Origin of the sequence: Anaerophaga thermohalophila DSM 12881, assembly GCF_000191885.1 — a bacterium.
Classification (GTDB): Bacteria; Bacteroidota; Bacteroidia; order Bacteroidales; family Marinilabiliaceae; genus Anaerophaga; species Anaerophaga thermohalophila.
Genome location: NZ_AEWI01000024.1, coordinates 12,793 through 34,944 on the forward strand (window position 1 = coordinate 12,793; position 22,152 = coordinate 34,944).

Annotated in this window: 19 protein-coding genes; 15 read left to right on the forward strand and 4 right to left on the reverse strand. The window is 41.7% G+C overall.

Features of this window, described 5'->3' with window-relative positions; genetic code table 11:
* Positions 1–148 precede the first annotated feature (148 nt).
* The 4 genes from ATH1_RS0108965 to ATH1_RS0108980 all read left to right on the forward strand — a co-directional run bounded on the left by ATH1_RS0108965 (position 149) and on the right by ATH1_RS0108980 (position 5,684).
* Positions 149–1,165, forward strand: a complete 1,017-nt coding sequence (locus ATH1_RS0108965; RefSeq protein WP_010420404.1) for an efflux RND transporter periplasmic adaptor subunit — start codon at positions 149–151, stop codon at positions 1,163–1,165.
* A gap of 91 nt (positions 1,166–1,256) precedes the next feature.
* On the forward strand, positions 1,257–4,427 hold the full coding sequence (locus ATH1_RS0108970; protein WP_010420406.1) for an efflux RND transporter permease subunit: 3,171 nt from the start codon (positions 1,257–1,259) through the stop codon (positions 4,425–4,427).
* A gap of 295 nt (positions 4,428–4,722) precedes the next feature.
* Positions 4,723–5,016: a PG0541 family transporter-associated protein gene (locus tag ATH1_RS0108975; protein ID WP_010420407.1), complete on the forward strand. Its 294-nt coding sequence runs from the start codon at positions 4,723–4,725 to the stop codon at positions 5,014–5,016.
* Positions 5,017–5,075: 59 nt separating this feature from the next.
* Entirely contained in the window at positions 5,076–5,684 is a 609-nt protein-coding gene (locus ATH1_RS0108980) for a TetR/AcrR family transcriptional regulator (protein ID WP_010420410.1), read from the forward strand.
* A gap of 212 nt (positions 5,685–5,896) precedes the next feature.
* On the opposite strand, the gene ATH1_RS0108985 is transcribed toward ATH1_RS0108980, so the two are convergent.
* On the reverse strand, positions 5,897–7,120 hold the full coding sequence (locus ATH1_RS0108985; RefSeq protein ID WP_342626187.1) for a saccharopine dehydrogenase family protein: 1,224 nt from the start codon (positions 7,118–7,120) through the stop codon (positions 5,897–5,899).
* Positions 7,121–7,197: 77 nt separating this feature from the next.
* Between ATH1_RS0108985 and ATH1_RS22220 the strand changes: the two genes are divergently transcribed.
* Entirely contained in the window at positions 7,198–7,329 is a 132-nt protein-coding gene (locus ATH1_RS22220; RefSeq protein WP_245531760.1) for an endonuclease/exonuclease/phosphatase family protein, read from the forward strand.
* Here ATH1_RS22220 and ATH1_RS0108990 read toward each other — a convergent pair.
* From ATH1_RS0108990 to ATH1_RS0109000, 3 genes are all read right to left on the reverse strand, one after another.
* A complete protein-coding gene (locus ATH1_RS0108990) occupies positions 7,326–7,832 on the reverse strand; it encodes a cob(I)yrinic acid a,c-diamide adenosyltransferase (RefSeq protein ID WP_010420419.1) in 507 nt (168 codons plus the stop codon). The two genes, ATH1_RS22220 and ATH1_RS0108990, sit on opposite strands and share 4 nt — an antisense overlap.
* Positions 7,833–8,120: 288 nt before the next feature.
* The gene (locus ATH1_RS0108995) at positions 8,121–8,867 is read right to left on the reverse strand and encodes an MBL fold metallo-hydrolase (RefSeq protein ID WP_010420421.1); all 747 of its coding nucleotides are present in this window, start codon (positions 8,865–8,867) and stop codon (positions 8,121–8,123) included.
* Positions 8,868–9,274: 407 nt separating this feature from the next.
* Positions 9,275–10,564 carry an aminotransferase class I/II-fold pyridoxal phosphate-dependent enzyme gene (locus ATH1_RS0109000; RefSeq protein ID WP_245531758.1) on the reverse strand — a complete coding sequence of 430 codons (1,290 nt, stop codon included), beginning with the start codon at positions 10,562–10,564 and terminating at the stop codon, positions 9,275–9,277.
* A gap of 253 nt (positions 10,565–10,817) precedes the next feature.
* Between ATH1_RS0109000 and ATH1_RS0109005 the strand changes: the two genes are divergently transcribed.
* The 10 genes from ATH1_RS0109005 (at position 10,818) to ATH1_RS0109065 (ending at position 22,116) form a co-directional block, all read left to right on the forward strand.
* Positions 10,818–11,618: an outer membrane protein assembly factor BamD gene (locus ATH1_RS0109005; protein WP_029164050.1), complete on the forward strand. Its 801-nt coding sequence runs from the start codon at positions 10,818–10,820 to the stop codon at positions 11,616–11,618.
* A 24-nt stretch (positions 11,619–11,642) separates the two neighbouring features.
* Positions 11,643–11,981, forward strand: a complete 339-nt coding sequence (locus ATH1_RS0109010) for a DNA-directed RNA polymerase subunit omega (protein ID WP_010420424.1) — start codon at positions 11,643–11,645, stop codon at positions 11,979–11,981.
* 95 nt (positions 11,982–12,076) lie between these two features.
* Positions 12,077–13,279, forward strand: coding sequence for a bifunctional phosphopantothenoylcysteine decarboxylase/phosphopantothenate--cysteine ligase CoaBC (coaBC, locus tag ATH1_RS0109015; protein WP_010420425.1), 1,203 nt, complete (start codon positions 12,077–12,079; stop codon positions 13,277–13,279).
* Positions 13,280–13,281: 2 nt separating this feature from the next.
* On the forward strand, positions 13,282–14,181 hold the full coding sequence (gene porD / locus ATH1_RS0109020; protein WP_010420426.1) for a type IX secretion system protein PorD: 900 nt from the start codon (positions 13,282–13,284) through the stop codon (positions 14,179–14,181).
* Positions 14,182–14,189: 8 nt separating this feature from the next.
* Complete coding sequence (gene recN / locus ATH1_RS0109025; RefSeq protein WP_010420434.1) at positions 14,190–15,845, forward strand: DNA repair protein RecN; 1,656 nt, start codon at positions 14,190–14,192, stop codon at positions 15,843–15,845.
* A 300-nt stretch (positions 15,846–16,145) separates the two neighbouring features.
* Complete coding sequence (locus ATH1_RS0109040; RefSeq protein ID WP_010420438.1) at positions 16,146–16,991, forward strand: enoyl-ACP reductase FabI; 846 nt, start codon at positions 16,146–16,148, stop codon at positions 16,989–16,991.
* 396 nt (positions 16,992–17,387) lie between these two features.
* Positions 17,388–18,293 carry a sulfate adenylyltransferase subunit CysD gene (gene cysD, locus ATH1_RS0109045; protein ID WP_010420444.1) on the forward strand — a complete coding sequence of 302 codons (906 nt, stop codon included), beginning with the start codon at positions 17,388–17,390 and terminating at the stop codon, positions 18,291–18,293.
* Positions 18,294–18,420: 127 nt separating this feature from the next.
* A complete protein-coding gene (locus ATH1_RS0109050; protein ID WP_029164051.1) occupies positions 18,421–19,698 on the forward strand; it encodes a sulfate adenylyltransferase subunit 1 in 1,278 nt (425 codons plus the stop codon).
* Positions 19,699–19,910: 212 nt separating this feature from the next.
* Positions 19,911–20,540, forward strand: a complete 630-nt coding sequence (locus ATH1_RS0109060) for a TetR/AcrR family transcriptional regulator (protein ID WP_010420450.1) — start codon at positions 19,911–19,913, stop codon at positions 20,538–20,540.
* A gap of 160 nt (positions 20,541–20,700) precedes the next feature.
* A complete protein-coding gene (locus ATH1_RS0109065; RefSeq protein WP_010420453.1) occupies positions 20,701–22,116 on the forward strand; it encodes a TolC family protein in 1,416 nt (471 codons plus the stop codon).
* Positions 22,117–22,152: the final 36 nt, after the last annotated feature.

The window sequence follows — 22,152 nt, forward strand, 5'->3', positions numbered from 1 at the left end:
TAGAATTTTGGTATTCTGCATTTTAAAAGATGCTTCCTGTTGGGAAATAAACAATTAATTTTCAGATTATTACAAGATTTTAATGAAATATTTTGTCATTTATATAATATAGAAAATCATTAATTCATAAAAAATAAAAATGAATAGCATGAATTATTTTTTAAAAATCATGATTGTCGGCGTTCTGGGACTTTTTATGGTTAATTGCGCATCATCCGATGATAATAGCCGTGAGGAAACCCCAAACATTAGTACTGTTAAAACTACCAGGCTGGGAATTTCTAAAATATCGCGGAAGATAGAGCTTTCTACAACACTTGAAGGTTACGAAACCGTCAACATCGCGCCGTCAATAAACGGAACTATTGAACGTATTTTTGTTGATGTTGGTGTTATTGTGAAAAAAGGTGATTTATTGGTTCGTATGGATCAGCAGCAATATAACAACGCCAAGTTGACCTACACCAATGCAAAAAAAGATTATGAGCGACTTAAAATATTGAATGAAACCGGTACGGTTTCCCAACAACAGTTCGATCAGGCAAAGCTGGCTTATGATCAGGCAAAAGAAAATCTTGAATTCTTGGAACCCAATACTTTTGTCAGGGCGCCTTTTAATGGAGTCATTACTGCCAAAAATTATGAAGCCGGAGAACTTTTTACCGGAAGCCCTATTTTGACCATTACAAAAAATTATGTCTTAAAAGCGTTGATAAGCGTACCGGAATCTTATGTTCCGTATGTCAAGGAAGGTACGAAGCTGGACGTTAAATCGGAGGTTTATCCTGGCAAGACTTTCCCTGCAGCTGTTGAAATTGTATATCCGATGGTAGATCCGGATACTCACACTTTCCAGCTTAAAATCAGAATTTCCAATCCCGATCTAGAATTGCGTCCGGGAATGTATGTGAATACTTCTATGAATTTGAACGAGGTTGAAGCTCTAATGGTTCCTTATCAGGCTGTGCTGAAACTAACAGGCGCTAATAACCGATATGTGTTTGTTAATGATAATGGTGTGGCCAAAAGGGTATCTGTAGTACTCGGACAGCGTCATGATGATATGGTTGAGATAAAATCCGGAAACCTGAAAAGTGGTGATGAGCTGGTAACTACCGGACAAGCCAAACTGGTGGATGGCGCTAAGCTCAAAGTAGTAGAGTAACCTTTTTTTGCGGGTTATGCTGATGTTGCTATTGACTGACGCCTGCAATGGCCCGAAAGAGTAATTTTTGAAACAAACGATTTAGTGTGATATGAGTATATTCAAAACATCTATAAATAAACCGGTTACAACTGCTCTGATCTTTGTAGCCGTCATAGTTATAGGCCTGTTTTCTCTTCAACAGTTACCTATTGACCGATTTCCTGAAATTGACCCGCCTTATATTTCGGTGATGACTTCCTATCCGGGAGCTAATGCCAGTGAGGTGGAGACCAATGTAACAAGGTTACTCGAAAACAGTCTTAACTCCATTGACGGTCTGAAAGAGCTGACCTCCAATTCGCAGGACAATATGTCCATGGTAACCCTTGAGCTGGAATGGGGAATGAACATTGATGAGGCCATTAACGATGTACGATCGTACATTGATATGACTAAAGACGAACTTCCTGAAGGTGCCGGAACTCCTTTCATTTTTAAGTTCAGCACCAGTTCTATGCCGATTATCGTATATTCGGTAACGGCCGATGTAAGTTATGCCGGTCTGGATAAGCTTCTGAATGATGTTGTAATGCCACAGCTCAACCGTGTGGATGGAATTGGTAATATTTCCCTTTCCGGTTCGCCTGAGCGTTACATTTATGTGGATATGGACCAGGAAAAACTGGATACCTATAATACAACTCTTGAAGCGGTGGGTGCAGCAATACGCAACAATAACATCAACCGTACCTCCGGAACTGTTAAAATGAAGAAGGAGCAGTATCAGTTGCAGCTTCGAAGTGAATATGAAGAAAGTTCCGAAATTGAAAATATTGTGGTCACAACGACTGAGGATGGTCAACAGGTTTTTGTTCGTGACCTGGCTACTGTTCGCGATACCATAAAGGATTTGACGCTCGATGAAAAAATTAACGGCCGCGATGGTGTCCGGATTATTATAGCAAAGCAATCCGGGGCAAATACTGTTGAGATTTGTCAGAAGGTTAATGAAGAAATGGCCAGAATTCAGAAAATATTGCCTGCCGACGTCAAGTTGAATGTGGTATATGACTCTTCCGACAACATCAGAGACTCTATCAGCAGTTTGGAAGAGTCTATCATGTATGCCCTCCTCTTTGTTGTTTTGGTTGTGCTTGTGTTTTTGGGAAGATGGCGTGCTACGTTGATTATTGGCATCACTATTCCTATTGCCCTGATTGTTTCCTTTATTTATCTGGCTTTAGTTGACAGTTCTCTCAATATCATCTCTTTGTCATCGTTAACGGTGGCTATTGGTATGGTGGTGGACGATGCCATTGTGGTGCTCGAGAATATAACCAGGCATGTAGAGCGTGGCTCCAGTCCGCGTGAGGCAGCCATTTATGCGACAAATGAAGTCTGGGTATCGGTCATTGCCACTACCTTGGTTATTGTGGCAGTATTTGTGCCTTTAACCATGCTTGGCGGTCTTGCCGGTATCATGTTTAGCGAATTGGGCTGGATTGTCACTATTGTGGTGGTAACATCAACCCTTGTTGCTATTTCATTAACACCGATGCTGGCTTCGAAATTATTGAAGTCCGCTCCAATCAAAGTAGATGAACATGGACATATTATTCCGCAGGAACCAAAGGAAAACTGGTATCAGAAATATGTTGTCAGTACACTTGACAAAGTGGACGCATGGTACTCTAGATTCTTAAGTACCATTTTAAAGCGTAAAAAGACGACGCTTGCTGTAGTTGTTGTTCTGTTTATTGTTACTTTGCTACCTCTTTTTTTGGGACTTATCGGAACCGATTTTATGCAACAAAGCGACCAGGGACGAATTTCGGTAACTGTCGAGTTGCAACGGGGAACGCGGGTTGAAGAATCGATGAAAACAGCAAGAATGCTGGAAGCCCGATTCCTGGAGCTGGCTCCCGAAATAGAAAGATATGCCACCACTGTAGGCTCGAACGATGAGGCGAGTATTGGTGCTATGTTTATTGCTACTTCCAATAAAAAAATCTCAATGACAATCGTCTTGTCTGACAAGAAGGAACGTGAAAGAAGTGCATTCGACATTGCTGAAGTGCTGCGTCAGGAAATGGCAAAACATCCTGAAATAATTGAATATCAGGCAGAGGTTGTTTCCGGCATGGGTAGTCAGGGGGCATCAACTGTTGATGTGGAAATATATGGTCACGATTTCGATAGAACTAATATACTGGCAGCAACGGTGGAACGTACGATCAGGGAGAATGTTCCGGGTGCCAGAGATATAACCGTCAGTCGGGAAGAAGATCGTTCTGAGTTGAAAATTGATGTGGATAAAGAAAAACTTGCCCGGCATGGATTAGATGCTGTAAATGTTGCCAATATGGCTTATAATCGTATTCATGGAATGCCTGCAGGTTATTTTAAGGAAGAGGGTGATGAATACGACATTGTTGTCAGGATACTTGAAGAAGACAGAAACTCAATTAGTGACATTGAAGCAATGTCCATTCCGACAGCTGCGGGCAATATTAAACTCGGAGAGGTTGCCAATATTGATGAATACTGGTCGCCTCCTACCATTGAGCGTAAAAGACGTCAGCGAATTGTCACCGTTTCAGTCACCCCGTACCAGGTATCACTGGGGGAATTGGCTTCGGGCATTGAGAAAGCGCTTGACAAGGTCGAAATTCCACAAGGAATAACCATTCAGTTGGCAGGTGATTATGAAGACCAGCAGGAGACTTTTGCAGATATAGGAATGTTGTTTCTCCTTATCGTGATGTTGGTTTACATTGTTATGGCCTCTCAGTTCGAAGATATGGGTAAACCTTTCATTATTATGATGGCGGTACCGTTTGCCATTTCGGGCGTTGTTCTGGCATTGTTTATTACCGGTATTTCTCTTGACATGATAGGTGCACTGGGAGCGGTAATGCTGGTAGGTATTGTTGTGAAAAACGGTATTGTGCTGGTGGATTACATTAACCTTATGCGTGAGCGAGGATACGAGCTGAACGAAGCCATTGCACTTGCCGGTCAATCACGTCTGCGTCCTGTTTTAATGACCGCTTTTACTACTATTCTGGGTATGGTGCCGATGGCTTTAAGTACAGGTACCGGTTCCGAAACCTGGCGACCTATGGGGGTTGTGGTTATAGGCGGACTGATAGTGTCTACTTTTGTGACACTGGTTGTTGTTCCTGTTTTATACGCTATAATATCGAAACATGGTGAGCGTAACAAAGCAGCGAAAACCAGAAAAGAGTTTATATTCTTGCAAATTGCAGATGATGAATAAATGCGGGTAAGAACTTTTTAACCGACAGGTTTCAGAAGAAATGAAACGAGCATGACAAAGATAGCCTTAATAGATTAATAGATTAATAGATTATTAGATTATTAGATTTAAGATTTAAGATAAAACGAAAATAACGGGCTTTACCTCAATAAAGACAAGTATAAATTCTTGCATGCGAGTTCCATCCGACCTTAATAAATAAATTATATACTGATGAAATAACCTGTCGGTTAAAAACTCTGATAAAATTAAGGATCATGCTGATATCAGTAGTTCCTTCCAAAAATGAGAAAAAATGAAAGCAGTATTTATAGTATTTAATCAGGCCAACACTGAGCGTGTTGAATATATTCTGGACCAACTGAAAATTCGCGGATTTACATTTTTTGAAGAGGTACAGGGGCAGGGTTCCGAAACCGGTGAACCACACCGGGGCACCCATACCTGGCCCGAAATGAATTCGGCCGTGATTACTGTGGTTGAAGATGATAAAGTAGATATTTTATTAAAAACCATTCATAAGCTGGATTTACGTAATAAAGCCATCGGTGTGCGGGCATTTGTCTGGGATATAATACAATCGTATTAAGCCGGGTGATGTTGACGGATTACTTTCTGTCAATATCAAAAAAATATAAAAAGGAATAGATGGAAAATAGAGGGCTGGATATTGAACGAATTGCCAATTTGTATTATAAGTTTGGAGTCAAAAATATTACGATGGATGAGATAGCCAATGAACTTGGCATATCAAAACGAACTATTTATCAGCAGGTTGCTACGAAATATGAGTTGGTGCAAATGGTACTGAATGAAGAGTTTGATAAGTTTAAAGAAGCGGTGTTAAAGGTGGTGAGTGAAAACAGGGGAGGTATACAAAAGCTATACGGGCTTTACAGTGTTGTCTTAATGCACTTTAAGCCGATAACACCGGTTTTTGTTTATTCTCTTGTGAAAATGAGTTCTGTTCTGGCTGATAATATTCGGGAGCAGTATGGCTCTTTTATTAAAGAGACTCTTTCTCAGATTATTGAAGAAGGCAAAAATGAAGGCGTTTTTCTTACCCGGTTTAAAGATGATTTTGCCACTTTATTTACCGGGTTTCTTTTTCAGACGGGTGATATTTATGTTGACGGGAAAGAAAGAAATGTTGATCTGAACAATATGTTTTATTTACAAATTAGTGGAATTTGTACCGCAAAGGGGGAGAAAATTCTTGAACAATTTATTGAAAATCCTCAAATATTATCGGCTTAACAATTTTTTATCGAATAAACGGGTGGGGTAAAAAGCATATTTTTGTTAAAATCAAGGCGCTTTAAATTTTTGTACCGCAGTTGACTCGTTGTTATGAGGATTAAAAATTTAAAACAACAATGAGTTTGGCAATAAAAATGCTTTTTAGGCCGCGCTCATTAAATAAAAAAGCGAGGACCGGAAAAGGTGCTCGCTTTTTTGTTCGTGTTTTGTTAAAGTTCCAGTTCTACATCATGCAACTCATGCCATGGAAGCCCCCGTTGGTTCAACTCTTCCATAAAGGGGTCGGGATCAAACTCTTCTACGTTGAATACTCCCGGTTTTTTCCACAACCCTTTGAGGTACATCATGGCTCCGATGGTTGCCGGAACGCCTGTTGTATAGCTCACAGCCTGGGTTCCTGTTTCTTTGTAAGCATTCTGATGGTCGCAATTGTTGTAGATGTAATAAGTCTTTTCTTTCCCGTCTTTCAGTCCTCTGATTCGGCAACCTATCGATGTTTGACCTTTATAATTTTCACCCAGCTCTCCGGGGTTGGGCAGTACGGCTTTCAGGAATTCAAGGGGAATGATATCCACACCTTTATATTTTACCGGATCGATTCGGGCCATACCAATGTTTTGTATTACCCGCAGGTGCGTCAGATACTCCTCACCAAAAGTCATCCAGAATCTTGCCCGTTTCAATGTCGGAAAATTTTTCACGAGTGATTCCAGTTCTTCATGATAGATAAGATACGACTCTTTTGGGCCGATTTCCGGATAATTAAGAGGCTTGTGTATTTTGTGCGGTTCGGTGGTGACCCACTTGCCGTTTTCCCAATATTTCCCTTTCTGTGTAACCTCCCTGATGTTGATTTCGGGATTGAAATTGGTCGCAAACGGTTTACCATGTTCACCCGCATTGCAATCTACAATATCGAGATACTGTAACTCATCGAAATGATGCTTAGCAGCGTAGGCAGTGAAAATGGAAGTCACCCCCGGATCGAATCCACAGCCGAGAATGGCCGTTAGTCCGGCGTTTTTGAATTTATCCTGATAGGCCCACTGCCATTTGTATTCAAATTTTGCCTCATCTTTCGGTTCATAATTGGCCGTGTCCAGATAGGCAACACCGGTTTCCAGGCAGGCATCCATGATGGTAAGGTCCTGATAGGGGAGAGCGACATTGATAACAATATCAGGTTTAAAGCTGTTGATTAGTTCTACCAGTTCAGGTACATTATCGGCATCAACCTGTGCTGTTTGGATGCGATTGTCTCCGATTTTTTTGGCAATTGCATCGCACTTGCTTTTTGTGCGACTGGCCAGCATAATCTCCGTAAATACTTCAGGTATTGCAGCCGCCTTGTGGGCCACAACAGTGCCGACTCCGCCGGCGCCGATTATCAATACTTTACCCATTTTCAGATTTAAATTTTTGGTTTGAAAAATATCCTTTTTATTATGGAAGCAAAGAAATGAATTTTTTTAATCTCCTTGCCGCATAGGTCGATTAATATAACAATTATCTGCGGCAACAGGAGGGAGATTACAGGGGTTACCCGTATCGCACCTTTGTAGGTGATTGGTACCATGGTGGTTACAGTGACCATTTCCCCGGCTGTATTGTGCTGAAGAAAAAGAAGGGATTTTTGTTTTAAAACTCAATCCCCTTCCGGGCTTTTACACCATTTTGATAATAATGTCTGATCTCTTTCATTTCGGTGATGAGGTCAGCTTTTTCGATGAGTTCCGGTGGGGCGTACCGACCCGTGATGACCAGTTCGATATTTTCAGGCAGATATTCAAGCATTGCAAGGACTTCTTCCAGGCTAAATAATTTATAATACAATGCGATGTTTAATTCATCCAGCACCATCAGGTCGTATTTGCCTGATTTGATCAGCTCTTTGACTGTACGCAATCCCGCCTGGGCTGCTTTGTAATCTTCTGGTTCCGGTTCCCTTTTGATGAAGCACTTCCGGCCAAAAAGCTGATGTTCAATTTGCGGTATTTGCTCGTGAATGAGCATTACTTCACTGTAAGCCATTCCTTTAACAAACTGGCCGAAGAATATTTTTTTCCCTGCACCTGCCGCTCTTACCATGAGTCCCAGGGCAGCTGTGGTCTTGCCTTTTCCGTTTCCTGTATAGATGTGTATCATAGGCTTAAAGATAGGAGAATTTTAGCAGAAAGAGAGGAGAGAGAATAGGGCAAAGAACATGGCACGTTGAGAACAGAGTTATACTTTTCCAGTGGTTTCTTACCCTGAAAGTGTTGGAAGGGTATAAAGGTAAAAGGGTGAAACGAGCATGACAAAGATTGTCACAAAAGAACATGTATAAAATTCAATCATGCGAGTTCCATCAGGCCAATGACTTAGACTTATTTTATACTGATGAAAAGGAGAGGGATTGAGATAACAACTCTCACCCCTCAACCTTTCCTTGTTCTATTGTCTGAACCGGACTTCAATACCTGAAACATCTTTCATTAACTGAGCAAATTTCCCGGTATCCGTTTCGCCCATTTTGTAGTGGTAGGGAAACAGTACATCCGGTTCCACCATCAGGGCTGCTTTTTTACACATTTCGGGACTCATTGTGTAGGGAAGGTTCATGGGTAAGAAGGCAATGTCAATGTCTCCCAGGTCTTTCATTTCCGGAATGTTCTCGGTGTCTCCGGCAATGTATACACTGGTATCTCCGAATTTCATCACATAACCGTTGTCCCGGCTCTTGGGGTGAAAGGCTGTGCCATCATCTCCTTTGTGAACGATGTTGTAGGCCGGTACTGCCTTTATTGGGATATCCAGAACAGTTGTCTGGTCTCCGTTTTTCATGATTCTGCCTTTCTGTAGAGAATCGTAGCCGGCCTTATTGATGATGATTTGGGTATTTTCTTTCAAAATCAGCTCAATGGTTTCGGCATCCAAATGGTCGGCATGCTCATGGGTAATAAGTATCAGGTCAGCTTTGGGCATGTTTGAGTAATCGCCCATTTTACCGAAAGGATCCACATGTATGGTTTTGCCATTAAAAACAAAATAGAGCGAAGCGTGGCCAACATGAAATACTTCCAGAGCACCCGCTGATGTCTGAAAAGTATCCTTTTTTGGGGATTCTGCTCTTGAATTTGCGGACAAAACGAACATCATAGAAAACATAGCAAGTACCATTTTAAAAATGTTTGTTCTCATGTTTCTTATTTTTAGTTATTAATTAGTTAGTATCTGTTCATAAAGTATCATTTGCTGTGTTTCGCTTGCGGTCAAAATATTCAACCGTATAAAATTTATTTATTAAGGTCGGATGGAACTCGCAAGCAAGATTTATACATATTCTTATTGTGGAAAATCTATTTATGTTCATTTCATCTTAAATCTTAAATCTTAAATCTAAAAATCTGATAATCTATTAAGTCAAACCTTGTCATGTTCGTTTCATCTTAAATCTTATATCTTAAAATCTGATAATCTATTGAGACAAACCTTGTCGTGCTCGTTTCATTTTACATTTAATTAATAAGTATTGTCATCAGGTTTTTCACAAAAAAGGCGCTCCTTATTAAGAAGCGCCATAAAAATATTAGAAATATTATAGGATGTCAAGATAAACTTGCAATTTTATCGCTTTGGTATTTACCTGCTTCAAGCTTTTCCTTAATTTCGGAAAAAGCCTTGACCGTAAAATCGACATCTTCAAGCGTATGAATCGCCGTCGGGATCAGTCGCAGCATGATTTGTCCCTTAGGAATAACCGGATAAACCACGATGGAGCAGAAAATATTATAATTTTCACGCAGGTCCATCGTCAGGTTGGTAGCTTCGGGGACGGTACCGTTCAGAAAGACCGGAGTCACCGGAGATTCGGTATGTCCAAGATTGAAGCCTGCCGTCCGCAAACCTTTCTGAAGCGCTTTTACGACCGTCCACAGATGTTCCCTGAGTTCGGAATGTGTTTTCAGTAACTCCAGCCGTTTCATTGCGCCAATGACCATGGGCATGGGCAGTGATTTGGCGTAGATTTGTGAACGCATGTTATAGCGTAAAAATTGCACCACGTCTTCGCGGCTGGCTACGAATGCACCGAAGCCGGCCATCGATTTTGCAAATGTCCCGAAAATGAGATCCACCTTGTCGGTTACTCCATAATGCTCGGCTACACCAGCACCGGTCTTGCCCATCGTGCCAAAACCATGTGCATCGTCAACCAGGATACGGAATTCAAACTTGTCTTTCAGGGCAGCAATTTTATGAAGATGCCCGAGGTCACCTGCCATCCCGAATACACCTTCAGTGATTACAAGGATACCACCACCGGATTCTTCGGTACGCCTGGTAGCCATGGAGAGCATCTTTTCACATCTTTCGATGTCGTTATGCGGAAACACGAAACTCTTGCCACCTTTTGCTTTGTGAAGAAAAATGCCATCCATAATACAGGCATGACATTCCGAATCGTAAACAATTACGTCATTGCGGCCGGCCAACGTGTCAATGATGGATACCATGCCCTGATAACCAAAGTTTAGAAGATAAGCATCTTCTTTCCCTACAAAGTCGGCCAGAGCGGCTTCCAGTTCCTCATGTTTACTGGTATGACCCGACATCATGCGTGCCCCCATCGGGTAACCAAGTCCCCAGTCTTTTGCAGCCTGACCATCTACCTCTCTTACTTCGGGGTGATTGGCCAGACCCAGGTAATTGTTCAAACTCCATGTTAGTACTTTCTTACCCCTGAATATCATATGGGGGTGGATTTCTCCCTCCAGTTTGGGAAACATAAAGTAACCGTGGGCGTCTTTGCCATATTGGCCAAGAGGCCCCATGTTTTCACTTATTTTATCAAAAATATCCACTTTACTATAGCTTTTTAGTTTTAATTTTGAGGGCAAAGGTAATGTTTTTTGTTTATTTTAATTCGTGTGGTACTGCCTAAATCTTTTCTTATCACGGATACGGCTTATTTTATTCCTCTTACTTATCAGTGGCCCGGTTTTTGATTTAAATCAGGAATGGAAAAAACCCGTTTGTGGGAATTTATATTTCAAAGTAAAACCTGTATCTTTGCAGGAAATTTTGCGGTTATTATTTTTGGTGAAAGAGTTAACCGGAAATCTGCAAATGCACAAAAAGCGCATAGTTACGATGAGGAAATTGATTGTTCTGATGGCCTTGGTATTATTGGCCTCATGTAGTGAATATCAGAAAGTATTAAAAAGTACTGATTACGACCTTAAGTATGAAAAGGCTCTTGAGTATTACGAGGAAGAGGACTATATGAGGGCCTCGACTTTGTTGCAGGAGCTGATTTCAGTCTTTATGGGTACCGACAGAGCTGAAGAGGCTCATTACAAGTATGCCTATTCGCTCTATAATATGCGCGATTATATTAGTGCCGTTCATTTTTTCAGACAGTTTGTGAAAAAGTATCCGAACAGTGAGTATGCAGAGGATGCCCAGTTTATGATAGGTGCTTGTTATTATCAGCAGTCGCCGAATCCCAGGCTGGATCAAACCGATACGCAAAATGCCATTGAGGCTTTTAACCTTTATATGAACCTGTATCCAAACAGTCCGAAGGTTGAAGCCGCCAACAAAATGGTAGAAGAAATGCGCAATAAACTGGTATTTAAATCATACCTGAATGCCAAATTATATTACCAGCTGGGAACCTACCTGGGCAATAATTACCAGGCTGCCGTTATTACCGCACGTAACAGTCTTGACGAATTTCCCGATACCAAATACCGTGAAGAATTATCTTTTTTGATTCTGGATTCATTATACATTCAGGCGATGAATAGTGTTCCCGAAAAAGAGGAAGACCGCCTGAGAAGAACTTTGGATGAATATTATGCCTTCATAAACGATTTTCCTGAAAGTTCTTACATGAAACAAGCCAACAAGATTTTTGAAGATGTTACAAGGATGTTGAAAAAATATTAGTATTTACATAAAATCACTATTGCAATGGATTATAAAAAGTCAAATGCGCCTTTGACAACCGTTACCTGGGATACCGATAAGATGTCGTCGCGCACAGGTAACATTTACGAGACCGTGATGATTATCAGCAAAAGGGCCAATCAGATTGGGGTTGAGATGAAAGAGGAGCTCAACAAAAAATTACAGGAGTTTGCTTCTTATACGGATAATCTGGAAGAGGTATTTGAAAATCGCGAACAAATCGAAATATCAAAATTTTATGAGCGATTGCCAAAACCCTCTCTTCTTGCAGCCCAGGAGTTTATAGAAGGAAAAATCTATTACCGTAATCCTGCCCGGGATAAGCAGGTTGAGGAAGAATAGAGCGTTGTTTTCTATCAGTTCGATTTCGGATAGTTTCCGAAGGTTAATCGTGGTTTTATGACCTCATAGTCGCACTCATCTAAGGAGACGGATTTATGCTTAAAGGGAAAAAGGTAATTTTAGGAATTACAGGAAGCATTGCAGCTTATAAAGCTGTTTATCTTCTTCGTCTCCTTGTGAAGGAAGGTGCTGAGGTTCAGGTTATCATTACGCCTGCAGGAAAGAAGTTTATTACTTCTGTCACGCTTTCTGCCTTGTCGGGGAAGCCGGTCCTTTCAGAGTTTTTCGGGAACGAGGATGGCACTTGGCACAGTCATGTTGATCTGGGGTTATGGGCCGATATTATGGTCATAGCGCCGGCAACTGCCGACACAATGGGTAAGATGGTCAACGGGATTTGCGACAATCTCCTGATCACCACATATTTGTCAGCCAAATGTCCGGTTGTTGTGGCGCCGGCTATGGATGTAGATATGTATGCACATCCTGCCAATCAGCGAAATATTGATTTGCTTAGGCGCTTCGGAGCACACATTATTGAGCCTGCCACCGGAGAACTGGCCAGCGGTCTCGAAGGAAAAGGGCGGATGGAGGAACCGGAGCTGATCGTTCAACGTATCAGCGAAATTTTAGCGATAGAAAAAAAAAAGTCATTGAGCGGTAAAAAGATTCTGGTTACGGCCGGGCCTACCTACGAGAACATCGATCCCGTCCGGTTTATCGGAAATTATTCATCGGGGAAAACGGGATTCGCGATTGCTGAAGAGCTGGCACATAGAGGTGCCGAAGTTTTTCTGGTTACCGGCCCGGTAAATCTGAAAATTTCTCATCCTTCTGTTCACCGGATGGATGTTGTGTCCGCTACCGCGATGTATGATATCTGTCGCAAATTATTTACTTCTTGCCATGCCGCCGTTTTTGCAGCAGCGGTTTCCGATTATGCACCTTCAGATGTTTCGGCAGAAAAAATAAAGCGAAGCACTGAAGATTTAACCATTCATTTAAAAGCCAATCCCGACATTGCTGCAGAGTTGGGGAAAACAAAAAAGGCGGGTCAGGTTACTGTCGGGTTTGCTTTAGAAACCAATAATGCAGAAAAGAATGCACGCCAGAAACTGGCTCGAAAAAATTTTGATTTTGTTGTTCTGAACTCTCCGAATAATGAAGGAGAAGGATTTATGGGGGATACCAATCGTATTTCTATCATTCATAAAGACCATAAAATTGAAAACTTTCCGTTAAAGAGTAAACAGGCAGTTGCCGTCGACATTGTTTCGGCACTCGAAAAAATCCTTTGAAGATGAGATATCTGGCATTCATCTTTTTCGCATCTCTGTCATTAATTCCTTTGCATTCTCAGGAGTTACGGTGTGCAGTACAAGTTGTGGCTCCCTCGGTGCAGGGAACCAACCGTACCATGTTTCAATCATTGCGCGAAACGATATATGAATTTATGAACAATCAGCAATGGACGAATCATGTTTATAAAACATCCGAACGGATTGAATGTACCTTTCATTTTACCATCAACGAACTTATTGGTGTTGACAGGTTTAAGGGTTCTTTGCAAATTCAGGCCAGACGACCGGTTTTTAATTCTGCCTATTCAACCACTACCCTGAATTTGAAAGATGATAATATCGATTTCGAATATGGCGAATATGAGAATCTGGTGTATAACAAGAACAATATTGAATCCAATTTGACAGCCATACTGGCCTATTATGCTTACATTGTTTTGGGATATGATTACGATACCTTCAGCCCCGAAGGAGGAACTCCCTATTTTCAGGAAGCTCAAAAGATTGTGGGGATGATGCAAAATACCAGAGAGACAGGCTGGAAACAATTCGAGAGCCGACAGAACCGTTATTGGCTTGTTGACAATCTTCTTGACGAAGACCATCAACCTTTGCGTGAGTTTTATTATGAATATCACCGTAACGGACTGGATTTAATGCACAAAGATGCGGAGGAGGCACGTTCGCATATTGCCGCCTCCTTAAAGTTGTTGCGTGATGTTTATCGTCGCGAGCCCAGCTCTTATGCTTTGCAGGTATTTTTTGATGCAAAACAAAAAGAACTGATCAATATTTTCTCTGAATCATTTTCAATGGAGAAAGCAGAGGTTGTCAATATTCTGTCTGAAATCAATCCGACCAATGCCGATGCTTATCAGGAGATGCTCAAAGACAATTAATTGTTGTTATGCTGAGATATTTGTCTATAAAAAATTATGCGCTTATTGATGAGGCCCGCATTGAATTTGGGCCCGGATTTACCGTTATTACCGGCGAAACCGGTGCGGGCAAGTCCATTATGCTTGGCGCTTTGGGACTTGTATTGGGGCAGCGAAGCGATGTGTCGGTAATTGGCGATAAAGAAAATAAATGTGTTATTGAGGCTGTATTCGATATTTCCAATTACGGATTGCAGTCGCTTTTCCGCGATGAGGATGTCGATTTTGATGAGGAAGCTCTTCTGCGGCGTGAAGTTCTGCCATCCGGAAAATCCCGTGCTTTTGTAAATGATACACCGGTCAATCTGAATTTTTTGAAATTGCTTTCCGATCGCTTGATTGACGTTCACTCGCAGCATCAGAATCTTTTGCTCGGGGACAATAATTTTCAGCTGAATGTAGTGGATACAGTTGCTTCGAACCTGTCTGAAAGAGAAAATTACACCGAGGCGTATAATACTTATAAGCGGCTGACGAAGGAAAAGAAAAAACTTGAAGAGATGAATGCCCGGCAACGGGAAGACAAGGATTACTGGGAGTTTCAGTTTAAACAGCTCGACGATGCCAATCTCAGGGAAGGAGAGCAGGCAGAACTCGAACAGGAACTGGAACAGCTTACACATGTTGAAGAAATAAAAACAGCTCTTTCGCATGCGTCACAGTATCTGTATGAAAGTGAAAAGCCAATGGTTCAGGAGTTATTTCACCTGGTCGAAGAATTCAGAAAAGTCGCTTCCTTTTTGCAGGGAGGCGTGGATTTGTTAAATCGTCTTGAATCATCATATATTGAATTAAAAGACATAGCTGAAGAAATTACAGACCGGGGGACGGATGTGGAATTCGATCCTGCCAGACAGGAAGTGGTGCGCGAGCGACTCGACCTGATCTATTCGCTTCAGCAAAAGCACCATGTGGATTCTGTAGAGGCGTTGATTGAAATAAAGGCAGACCTGGCTGACCGTCTTGAAAAACTGGCTTCCTTTGATGAAGAACTTGCAAGGCTCGATAAGCAGATCGGCGAAGCTCTGAGTGAACTTGAAAAACGATCCAAAGTTCTGACCAAATCCCGTGAAGGTGTCTTCAGGCAAATAGAACAAACCGTTCAAAGTCAGCTTCGCGAGCTTGGAATGCCGAATGCACGCTTTGCCGTGAGCAACAACAGAATGAAGGAGTATGGACCTGACGGCCTGGACAATGTGTCTTTCCTGTTCTCAGCCAATAAAAGTGGAGAACTGACCGATATCCCTAAGGTTGCTTCAGGGGGTGAAATATCGCGGGTAATGCTCTGTGTTAAATCGCTTTTGTCATCAGCAAAAGGACTGCCGACAATAATCTTCGATGAAATTGACAGCGGCGTTTCCGGCGAAATAGCCGATCGCATGGGCCGCATCATGCAGGAAATGGGCCGCAATATACAGGTTATTAGCATTACACATCTTCCGCAAATTGCCGGTAAAGGCAATTATCATTTCAAAGTTTTCAAAACCGAAACCGACCATCAAACCATTTCATCCGTTAAGTTGTTGAGTAAGGAGGAACGTCTGGCTGAAATTGCAGGAATGCTTAGCGGTGCCAGTGTTACCGATGCCGCTCTCGAAAATGCACGGGCATTGCTGGAGAATTAAATGTCGGGAAGCCTTGGCATTGAACGGCTTCTGATCGTATTGAAAATTCGTTATGTGACATACAGTGCAATCTCTTTTTCCCTGGTCGTCAATGCTGTTTTTTCTCAGATTTGTGCAGAGGTTCAGATTTCTTAACCCACTGTAATATTTATTATATTTCGGATTTGATGCCCCTAAATGGCTAATTTTGAAATATTTGAATTATTTTTAAATAGATTTGATAAAAAGAAGACAGTTCGAAACTTTTTCCGGCTATGATTTTGCGGTATATTTGCATCCTGAAAAACAATTTTTACCGATATGGGAAATAACTTGTTAAAAGGAAAACGGGGGATTATTTTCGGCGCCCTCAACGATATGTCCATTGCATGGAAAGTTGCCGAACTGGCCCACGAGGAAGGTGCCACATTTACCTTGTCAAACACGCATGTAGCGTGCCGGATGGGTGAAGTTGTCGACCTGGCAAAGAAGACAGGTGCAGAACTAATTCCGGCCGACGCCACAAACGTTGAGGATTTGGAAAATGTCTTCCGAAAATCAACCGAAGTACTTGGCGGTAAGATAGATTTTGTTTTGCACTCCATCGGAATGTCTCTGAACGTTCGTAAAAAGAGGGTTTATCACGACCTGGATTACAATTACTTTCAAAAAACGCTTGATATTTCAGCCATTTCGTTTCATAAAATGCTTCAGGTGGCTTTCAAGCAGGATGCCTTAAATGAGTGGGCATCTGTACTGGCGCTATCTTACGTGGCAGCGCAGCGAACGCTTTATGGATACAACGATATGGCCGATGCCAAGGCTTTACTGGAATCAATCGCCCGTAGCTTTGGCTATATTTTCGGTCGTCAGAAAAAGGTGAGGGTCAACACAATCAGTCAGTCACCAACTGCCACTACCGCGGGTAGCGGTGTGAAGGGAATTGACGGACTGATGGATTTTGCCGATCGAATGTCTCCCCTTGGGAATGCCGACGCCGAAGATTGTGCCCGGTATTGTGTGGTAATGTTTTCCGATTATACCCGGAAAGTGACCATGCAAAACCTCTACCACGATGGTGGATTCTCGAGTATGGGTATGAGCCTCAGAGCTATGAAGCAATACAATAAAAGCTTTGACTCAGGGGATGTGAATGATTTGTACTAAATATGTGATTACTTTTAATTCAAAAGATGATTACCGGCCATTCTCATTTTTGGGAATGGCCTTTTTATTGAGTATATTTGCGGCCGGTTTTCAGACGCATTTTTAATGCCGAATCTTGCAGCAGAGCATTATTATTTGGATGAAACGAGCATGGCAAAGATTGTTTTAATAGATTTTTAGATGTAAGATGGTAAGATGTAAGATAAAACTGGCATGACAAGGCATACCACAATAAGAATATGTATAAATGTTTACATGCGAGTTCCATCAGGCCAATAACTTAGACTAATTTTATACTGATGAAACGAGCATGACAAGGTTTGTTCCAAAAGTTGATGTATAAAACTCAATCATGCGAGTTCCATCAGACCAATAATTTAGACAAATTTTATATCGATGAACAAATACCAGATTAACCATCTGAAAGAACTTGAGGCCGAATCGATTTTTGTGATCCGTGAGGTGGCAGCCCAGTTCGAAAACCCTGTTATGTTGTTTTCGGGCGGCAAAGATTCTATTGTTATGTTTCATCTCGCCCGGAAAGCCTTCTGGCCGGCAAAAGTTCCCTTCCCCTTGATGCATATTGACACGGGGCACAACTTTCCTGAAACGATCGAATACAGGGATAATCTGATGAAGGAGACCGGTGCCCGTTGCATTGTTAAGTATGTTCAGGATACCATCGATAAGGGAAGAGCTGTGGAAGAAACCGGTATTAATGCCAGCCGCAATAAAATCCAGACCATAACGCTTTTGGATGCCATTGAAGAGGAAAAATTTGATGCAGCTATGGGGGGCGGCCGGCGCGATGAAGAAAAAGCCCGTGCCAAAGAACGTTTTTTCTCGCACAGGGATGAGTTCGGCCAGTGGGACCCCAAAAACCAGCGTCCCGAACTTTGGAATCTTTTCAACGGGAAGAAGAATATGGGTGAACATTTCAGAGTTTTCCCCATTAGTAACTGGACCGAAATGGATGTCTGGCAATATATCTATATGGAGAATATCAAACTGCCATCGCTTTATTTTACACACAAACGTGAAGTTTTCCAACGGGATGGTGTCTGGCTGGCTAAAGCCCCTTTTATGCAGCTTAAAGATGGAGAAAAAGTGGAAGTGCGCGATGTGCGTTGCCGTACCATTGGTGATATGACCTGTACGGGCGTTACTTTATCTACTGCCAATAACATCGAAGATATTATACAGGAAGTAGCAGTAACTCGTGTAACTGAACGTGGAGGAAGAGCCGACGATAAGCGCTCAGATTCTTCTATGGAAGACCGTAAGAGGGAAGGGTATTTTTGAGTTCTGGGTTCGGAGTTGTTTTAAATACCCAAAAGTGAGTTTGGCAACAAAGATGCTTTTTAGACCGGGCTCAAAAGTAAATAAACCAATACTGATAATTGGTAATTGATAACTGATAATTGAAAAAATGAGTGGAAAAGAATCGGGATATTTAGATATGGAGCTTTTGCGGTTTACCACGGCAGGAAGTGTAGACGACGGCAAAAGCACACTAATTGGTCGTTTGTTATTCGATTCCAAGGCCATTTTTGAAGACCAGATGGAGGCCATTGAAAAAGCAAGTTTCCGGTCGGGTGGCGAAAGTGTGAATTTGGCTTTGCTTACCGACGGACTAAAGGCCGAGAGAGAGCAGGGCATTACCATCGATGTGGCTTATCGTTACTTTGCAACCCCGAAAAGAAAATTCATCATTGCAGATACCCCTGGACATATACAGTACACGCGAAATATGGTGACCGGAGCCAGCACAGCCAATGCTGCAATAATCCTGGTTGATGCCCGGCACGGAGTGCTTGAACAAACACGTAGGCACGCCTATATAGCTTCGCTTCTGCAAATTCCGCATATAATAATTTGTGTCAACAAAATGGACCTTGTTGACTACGATGAAGCTGTTTTTGAGCAGATAAAAACCGATATGGAAGATATTTCTTCCAAATTGAGTGTTAAAGATGTGCGTTATGTCCCCATAAGCGCGCTTGTTGGTGATAATGTAGTTACCCGTTCCAAAAATATGGACTGGTACCAGGGCCCGACACTTATGTACCTGCTTGAAAATTTGCACATCGGAAGCGATATTAACCGGGATGATTTCAGATTGCCCGTGCAATATGTCATTCGCCCTCAGTCTAAAGACTTTCCTGATTACCGTGGCTATGCCGGGCGTATTGTCAGTGGAAGTCTTAGAGTTGGCGATACCGTAAAAGTGTTACCTTCAGGTTTTACATCAAAAGTTAAATCCATTGATTTGTTTACCGAAAGTCTGGAGAAGGCTTTTGCTCCTCAATCTGTTTCTGTAACCCTTGAGGATGAATTAGATATCAGCCGTGGAGATATGCTGGTTAAAGAGTCTAACGGGCATGGTCCCAAAATCAGCCAGGATATCGAAGTGATGATGTGTTGGTTCAACGACAGAAAAATGATACCGAGAGGTAAATATACGCTGCGCCATACAACCACCGAAATGAGATGCATGATAAACGAGGTGGAATATAAAATGAATATTAACACCCTCGAAAAGGATACCGATGACCTGGAAGTAGAAATGAACGATATTGTGAGGGTGAAGTTGCGTACTACCAAACCCCTGTTTTTCGATTCCTATAATGTCAACAGAAATACCGGTAGTCTTATTCTTATTGATGAGGGCACCAACGAAACTGTAGCTGCCGGAATGATAGTGTAGAAAAAATTTTAATATTTGATGAGAACCGTCAATGCCTATGGTGTTGGCGGTTTTTTTGTGGGTTTGATTCAACTTCCTGAAAAGTCAGCAAACAGGTAGGAATGTATCGTTCTCGCTATGCAATTGCACAAGATTAATAAACGTTAAAACTAAAAAACTATTTTGTTTTTTTTAGTTTTCACGCTATTTTTGAACCGCTCAATAAAAGGAAAATGGAAATTAAGGAAAGAATAATTCAAGGTGCCGGAAAGTTGTTTTTTGCCCGTGGCATTAAGCGGGTTATAATGGATGAAATAGCATCGGAAGCTGGTGTATCAAAACGTACCATCTATGAAAATTTTGATGATAAAACACAACTTTTAAAGGAAACCCTCGACTATTTCCAGCATGAGCACGATTGTAATCTCAAAAGAATGACCGAACAAGCTGACAATGTTATTGAAATCATAATTGGGATTTTGCATTATGGTCTGGAAAGTATTAAAGTGGTAAACCCTCTGTTTATGGAAGACCTGAAGAAATTTTATCCCAACATTTGGGATGAGAGTGTTCGTAAAAGCCGGGAGTCGGGCCAAATGGAGTTGCAGAGATTATTGGAAAGAGGAAAAAGAGAAGGACTTTTAAGACCGGATATCAACCCGCATCTTGTTGCAAGAATCTTTTATGAACAAATTACGCTTATTCACAATAATGAAGCATTCCCCATTGATGAATTCCCCCGTAAGGAATTGTTCGAGAATATAGTACTAAATTTTGGTCGTGGTATTTCCACTCCCAAAGGTGTGGAAATGCTTGAAAAATTATTGTCTGATCCAGATTCGGGAAAGAATGGCCCGGGATAATAGTTTTATCTTAAATCTGAAAATCTAATGGTTTGTTATTAATAGGATTCTGTATACCAATATCTTGTGTATATCTTAAATCTAACATCTGATAATCTCACCATCTATTGTAATGTTCTGAGTGTTTAGTAACCTGTTAAAATAGTAAAACCAGTTATTTATGAAAATAATGTTCAGAAAAGTTACCCTTTTACCTGTTATTGTTGCTGTTGTGTTCGTATTTCCGGGCGCTGGCACAGCACAGGAGGTCTCTGTTGACGATACTTTGCATCTGACTTTGGATAAGGCTCTGGAAATTGCTTTGTCCGAAAACCCGTTAATTAAAGTGGCAGATAAAGAGATTGAAAAAGTGGACTATTCCCGTAAAGAAGCATGGGCGGGATTAATTCCTTCGATTTCGGCGGAAGGAAGTTACAGCAGAAATGTTAAAAAGCCCGTTTTGTTCCTATCCGAAGATATGGCAGGTGGTTTAGGTGGCGGTAGTTCAACCATTGAAATAGGGTCGGACAACAGTTATTCCGCAGCTATCAGTGCTGCAATGCCACTTTTTAATATGTCGCTTTTTAAGAGTATCCAGATGACCGATGTGGAGATGAAAAGCGCTTTGGAATCAGCACGCCAATCACGGATTAATATGATTAATGAAGTGAAAAAGGCTTACTATAATTGCTTGCTGGCCAACGATTCCTATAATGTAATGTTTCGAAGTTTGCAAAATGCAAGAGAAAATTACGAAAACATTCGAAGGATGTTTGATCAGGGAGCTGCGGCAGAATATGATGTTATACGTTCTGAAGTTCAGGTACGAAATCTTGAACCTTCGCTGACAGAAGCAAAAAACGGACGTAAAGTATCTGCTTTAATGCTGAAAATTCTTCTTGGGATCGACAGTGACATCCCGCTGGGTTTTGACGAAAATCTTGAGGCTTTTAAAGAATTGATAGAAGGAATGCCTTCTGCTCCGGACCAGGATTTATCCAACAACTCCGATATCAGGCAACTGGATATTCAGAAATTACAACTTGACAAACAGTTTGAGCTGACCAGAGCCCAACGTTTTCCGACGCTTTCAGCGTTTATTAATTACCAGTTTCAAACGCAGGCCAACCATTTTCGATTCGACGACTATCAATGGGCAACCCCGATTGTTGCAGGTTTGCAGTTGCAAATACCCATATTCAGCGGTTTCTCAAAACGGTACCAGGAAAAACAGGTGGAAGTAAGTATGGAACAGCTGAAATATCAACGCGAAAATGTTGAACGTCAGGTATCGGTATCTGTATTGAATGCCTACTCTTCCATGGAGGCAGCCGCGCAAAAAATCGAGTCGGCCAGGGTGGCTGTACGTCAGGCAGGACGTGGATACGAAATTTCTCAGGCCCGTTACCAAACCGGAGCTGGTACGCTGTTGGAACTGAACGACGCCGAAGTTGCTCTGACACAAGCCCGTCTGAATTTAAACCAGGCTCGTTTCGATTTTCTTACGGCACGTGCCGAATATGAAAAAACACTGGGGACAAATCTGCCTGAATTTGCCGAATTGCCGGGATCATCGGAAGAGACTGGCATGGAGTAGCTTTGATTTCTCAGATGTCTGATAAGAATGTAACCA

Excerpts from the sequence above, each read along its gene's own strand:
- ATH1_RS0108965 (WP_010420404.1), top strand. The coding sequence starts at position 149 with ATGAATTATTTTTTAAAAATCATGATTGTCGGCGTTCTGGGACTTTTT.
- ATH1_RS0108970 (WP_010420406.1), top strand. The coding sequence starts at position 1,257 with ATGAGTATATTCAAAACATCTATAAATAAACCGGTTACAACTGCTCTG.
- ATH1_RS0108975 (WP_010420407.1), top strand. The coding sequence starts at position 4,723 with ATGAAAGCAGTATTTATAGTATTTAATCAGGCCAACACTGAGCGTGTT.
- ATH1_RS0108980 (WP_010420410.1), top strand. The coding sequence starts at position 5,076 with ATGGAAAATAGAGGGCTGGATATTGAACGAATTGCCAATTTGTATTAT.
- ATH1_RS0108990 (WP_010420419.1), bottom strand. The coding sequence starts at position 7,832 with ATGATACACATCTATACAGGAAACGGAAAAGGCAAGACCACAGCTGCC.
- ATH1_RS0108995 (WP_010420421.1), bottom strand. The coding sequence starts at position 8,867 with ATGAGAACAAACATTTTTAAAATGGTACTTGCTATGTTTTCTATGATG.
- ATH1_RS0109005 (WP_029164050.1), top strand. The coding sequence starts at position 10,818 with ATGAGGAAATTGATTGTTCTGATGGCCTTGGTATTATTGGCCTCATGT.
- ATH1_RS0109010 (WP_010420424.1), top strand. The coding sequence starts at position 11,643 with ATGGATTATAAAAAGTCAAATGCGCCTTTGACAACCGTTACCTGGGAT.
- coaBC (WP_010420425.1), top strand. The coding sequence starts at position 12,077 with ATGCTTAAAGGGAAAAAGGTAATTTTAGGAATTACAGGAAGCATTGCA.
- porD (WP_010420426.1), top strand. The coding sequence starts at position 13,282 with ATGAGATATCTGGCATTCATCTTTTTCGCATCTCTGTCATTAATTCCT.
- recN (WP_010420434.1), top strand. The coding sequence starts at position 14,190 with ATGCTGAGATATTTGTCTATAAAAAATTATGCGCTTATTGATGAGGCC.
- ATH1_RS0109040 (WP_010420438.1), top strand. The coding sequence starts at position 16,146 with ATGGGAAATAACTTGTTAAAAGGAAAACGGGGGATTATTTTCGGCGCC.
- cysD (WP_010420444.1), top strand. The coding sequence starts at position 17,388 with ATGAACAAATACCAGATTAACCATCTGAAAGAACTTGAGGCCGAATCG.
- ATH1_RS0109050 (WP_029164051.1), top strand. The coding sequence starts at position 18,421 with ATGAGTGGAAAAGAATCGGGATATTTAGATATGGAGCTTTTGCGGTTT.
- ATH1_RS0109060 (WP_010420450.1), top strand. The coding sequence starts at position 19,911 with ATGGAAATTAAGGAAAGAATAATTCAAGGTGCCGGAAAGTTGTTTTTT.
- ATH1_RS0109065 (WP_010420453.1), top strand. The coding sequence starts at position 20,701 with ATGAAAATAATGTTCAGAAAAGTTACCCTTTTACCTGTTATTGTTGCT.